Source organism: Actinomycetospora sp. (genome assembly GCF_055612215.1).
The window spans coordinates 1-2,573 of sequence record NZ_JBVPVA010000140.1; the positions used below are offsets into that span (position 1 = coordinate 1).

Genomic DNA, 2,573 nt, shown 5'->3' on the forward strand with positions numbered 1-2,573 from the left:
TGACGGCCAGCTCGCCGCCGACCTCGACGGTGGCGTCCTCGCCCGCGACGATCCGCTGCAGCACGCCGGCGGCGGGTGAGGGGATCTCGGTGTCGACCTTGTCGGTGGACACCTCCAGCAGCGGCTCGTCGACCTCGACCCGGTCGCCCTCCTGCTTGAGCCACCGGGTGACGGTGCCCTCGGTGACGCTCTCCCCGAGCGCGGGCATCTGGACGGAGAAGGACATCACGCCTCTTTCGACGACGAGTGGCGAATGACGAGTGGCGAACTACGAGTGGCTGTGCAGGGGCTTGCCGGCGAGGGCCAGGGTCGCCTCGCCGAACGCCTCGTTCTGGGTGGGGTGGGCGTGGATCAACGCGGCGACGTCCTCGGCCTGTGCGTCCCAGTTGTAGACCAGCTGGGCCTCGCCGATCAGCTCACCGGCGCGCGCCCCAACCATGTGGATGCCGACGATCGGGCCCGGTGTGCCCTGCGCGCCCTGCTTCACCAGCTTGATCGCGCCCTGCGTCTGCAGGATCTGGCTCTTGCCGTTGCCGGCGAGGTCGTAGGTGAGCGTCTGGATCTCGCCGTACTTCTCGCGTGCGTCCGCCTCCGTCAGCCCCACGGACGCGACCTCGGGCTCGCAGTAGGTGACCCGGGGGATCCCGGTCTCGTCGATGACGGGCGGGTTGAGCCCGGCCAGGTCCTCGGCGAGGAAGATGCCCTGCGCGAAGCCGCGGTGGGCCAGCTGCAGACCGGGCACGATGTCCCCGACGGCCCAGATGTTGCCGACGCCGGTGTGCAGGCGCTCGTTCGTCGTCACGAAGCCGCGGTCGAGGGTGACGCCCTGCTGCTCGTAGCCCAGGTCCGCGGTGTTCGGCCCGCGCCCGACGGCCACCAGCAGGATGTCGGCCTCGAGCTGCTCGCCGTTCTCGAGGTTCACCGTCACCGCGTCGGCGGTCTGGTCGACGCCGGTGAACTTGGTGCCGATCTTGTAGTTGATCTTCCGCTTGCGGAACTGGCGCTCGAGCTGCTTGGAGAGGAACTCGTCCTCGTTGGGCACCAGGTGCGGCAGGGCCTCGACGATCGTGACCTCGGCGCCGAAGCTCTTCCAGACGCTCGCGAACTCCACGCCGATCACGCCGCCGCCGAGGACGACCACGCGGTCCGGCACGTAGTCGAGGTTGATGGCCTCGGTGGAGGTCATGACGCGGCCGCCGAGCTCGAGCCCCGGCAGCGTCTTCGAGTACGAGCCGGAGGCCAGCACGACGTTGCGGCCGGTGTAGCGCTGCCCGTCGACCTCGACGGCGTCGGGACCCACCAGCGTGCCGTGGCCGTCGATCATCGTGATCTTGCGGGACTTCACCAGTCCCTGCAGGCCCTTGTAGAGCTTGCCGACGACGCCGTCCTTGTAGGAGTTCACGCCGCTCATGTCGATGCCCGACAGCGAGCTCTTGACGCCGATCTGCTCACCCTCGCGGGCGTTGTCGGCGACCTCGGCGGCGTGCAGCAGCGCCTTGGTCGGGATGCAGCCGCGGTGCAGGCAGGTGCCGCCGAGCTTGTCCTGCTCGACGAGGGCGACCGTGAGGCCCAGCTGGGCCGCGCGCAGTGCGCAGGCGTACCCGCCGGAACCCCCGCCCAGGACCAGGACGTCGTAGGTGTCGCTCTCGCTCAACTCTCACTTCTCCCGCGTCGGCGTGTGACGTGCGGTGGACCGGGCGGCGACGGTGGTCTCCGGCCGGGCACTCGTGTCCGGACCCGCTGGTCGGATCGGACGGTCGGAGACCATCCTTCCACCGCGGGCAACCACGTGTCGGGGCGCTCCCCGGTGGTCGTCCTCAGCCGTGTCCGGCCACGTCGGCGAGCACCGCGGCGAGGGTCCGGACGGGGAGCCCGGTGCCGCCCTTGGGGGTGTAGCCGTGCGGCCCGCCGGTGTTGAAGGCCGGCCCCGCGATGTCGATGTGGGCCCAGGGAACGCCCTCGGCGACGAACTCCCGCAGGAAGAGGCCGGCGACGAGCATGCCCCCGAACCGGTGGCCGGTGACGTTGGCGATGTCGGCGACGCGCGAGTCGAGGTCGCCGCGCAGCTCCTCGGGCAGCGGCATCGCCCAGGCGCCCTCGCCGACGCCGGCCGCCGCGGCGGTCACCCGGTCCCGCCACGTCTCGGTGCCCATGACGCCCGCGGTGCGCGCGCCGAGCGCGACGGTCTGCGCCCCGGTCAACGTGGAGGTCTCCACCAGGTAGTCCGGACCGTCCTCGCAGGCGCGCACGATCGCGTCGCCGAGGATCAGGCGGCCCTCGGCGTCGGTGTTGAGGACCTCGACCGTCTTGCCCCCGTACATCGTCAGCACGTCACCGGGGCGGTAGGCGGTGCCGGAGGGCATGTTCTCGGCCATCGGCACCGTCGCGGTGACGTTGACCGGCAGGTTCTGCTCGGCGGCCAGGCAGATGGCGGCGACGACGCACGCGGCCCCGGACATGTCCGAGGTCATGTGGTCCATGTTCGCGGCCGGCTTGATCGAGATCCCGCCGGTGTCGAACGTGATGCCCTTGCCGACCAGCGCGACCGACTTCGTCGCCTCGGGGTGGTTGTG

The 2,573-nt window shown here is 70.9% G+C and carries 3 protein-coding genes; all 3 read right to left on the reverse strand.

All coding sequences use genetic code 11. The features are described 5' to 3' along the window. Positions 1-226, reverse strand: a 226-nt coding sequence (locus tag AC0CYZ_RS03845; protein WP_472212507.1) for a biotin/lipoyl-containing protein, incomplete at its 3' end; no start/stop codon positions are given. 42 nt (positions 227-268) lie between these two features. Continuing rightward, a complete protein-coding gene (gene lpdA / locus AC0CYZ_RS03850) occupies positions 269-1,654 on the reverse strand; it encodes a dihydrolipoyl dehydrogenase (RefSeq protein ID WP_472212509.1) in 1,386 nt (461 codons plus the stop codon). 163 nt (positions 1,655-1,817) lie between these two features. Further along, positions 1,818-2,573 (reverse strand): leucyl aminopeptidase (locus tag AC0CYZ_RS03855; RefSeq protein WP_472212511.1); only part of this gene is annotated, 756 nt, incomplete at its 5' end.